The sequence below is a fragment of the Methylobacterium sp. WL19 genome, assembly GCF_008040005.1.
GTDB lineage: Bacteria > Pseudomonadota > Alphaproteobacteria > Rhizobiales > Beijerinckiaceae > Methylobacterium > Methylobacterium bullatum.
The window spans coordinates 1-1,262 of sequence record NZ_VRVC01000268.1; the positions used below are offsets into that span (position 1 = coordinate 1).

Below are 1,262 nucleotides of genomic sequence, written 5' to 3' on the forward strand. Positions count from 1 at the left end.
GGCGTCGACGGCCGTGATGCGCAGGCCTCCCGGCCCGATGGCGGCCACGACGGCGGGGGAGACCGCGTCATCCTGCGCGGCCCGAGCGCGCCTGAGGCGCGTCAGCGGCCACTGCTCCAGCCAGACCGAAACGATGCGCGGCATGATCCCACTCCAGAAGCCAATTCCCCGTCCGTCCGTTGCGACAGCGGTCGAGCCGCGCCCGCCAGCATGGCCGCTCGATGCAGCCGAACCGGTCCCGCAGGGCCGCCCCAGAGCCGATCCGCCAGCGGGTCGCAGCCATGTTCGGGTTTTCCGCCTGCGGTGGCCGCAGGACGAGGAGGAGGCGGGAGGCCGCCTCGCCCGCCAGATGCAGCCGCCGGCTCTGCTTCAGCGGCAGGCCGGCATCCACCAGCCCCGCCACCGCCCTCAGCCCCTGCGAGCGCAGGGCCTCCTCCACGGCGCGGTAGGCATCCGCGTCGCTCTCGACCTCCAGGATCAGCAGGCGGCCCGGATCGAGGCCGAGCCCGGCGAGCCCATGGCCGTAGGGTGTCGGGTGCCCCTTGCCGATGACGAGGAGAGCCTCCCCCTCCACCCGCGCGAGGTGTCGGGCCATGAGGGCGAGGGTGAAGCCCAACGCCGCCGCCTCGTCGCCCTCGGATTCCGGGGCGATCTCGTGCGGTCGGCCAAGGGAGAGCCCTCCGCCGGGAAGGCCGGAATCGATATGGGCGATTCCCAGAGGCAGGGCCTCGACGGACAGGACGTCGGCCTGTCCTGCCCCGTGGCCGCGCAGGGCGTCCAGAGCGATCCGCCGGCGCCGCTCGAGCCCGTCCGTCTCCGTTTCGCCGTCATCGCGCATCTTCGTCGAGCCAAATCCATCCTGTCCGTCCCATCAGCGGACAATAAGAACAAAACAAGAACAATCTCAACCGGTTTCGGGGGGATGCAAAATTCCTGAGCGGCTACAGCCGCTTCCCCTGTGGACGGCTGTGGACGAGTGTGGATGGAGGAACGGCCGCGAGACGGCGGGACGATCCGGGCCGGGCTTGACCGCATGACCGGACCCGGCATTGTCCCTCCGCCGTGCCGGACCTCCGGCGCATCAGCCTGGAAAGAACCCATGCGCCTCGACCATGCCGCCAAGTGCCCGGCCCCGACAGGCTTCATGACCAAATCATTGATGGGATTGATGATCCTCGCCGGGCTCGCGGCCGGTCCGGCAGCGGCTCAGGCGCCCGGCCAGGTCAGTCCCGGCCAGCCCGGCGGTGGGATGAGCGCCGCCC

General features: G+C 70.9%; 1 protein-coding gene. It reads right to left on the reverse strand.

What is annotated here, in order from left to right; translation table 11 throughout:
• Positions 1–67 precede the first annotated feature (67 nt).
• Positions 68–838: an ImuA protein gene (locus FV220_RS24970; RefSeq protein WP_147833581.1), complete on the reverse strand. Its 771-nt coding sequence runs from the start codon at positions 836–838 to the stop codon at positions 68–70.
• Positions 839–1,262 lie beyond the last annotated feature (424 nt).

What these genes read in the sequence shown, in the direction of transcription:
- FV220_RS24970 (WP_147833581.1), bottom strand. Translation starts at nt 838, where the DNA reads ATGCGCGATGACGGCGAAACGGAGACGGACGGGCTCGAGCGGCGCCGG.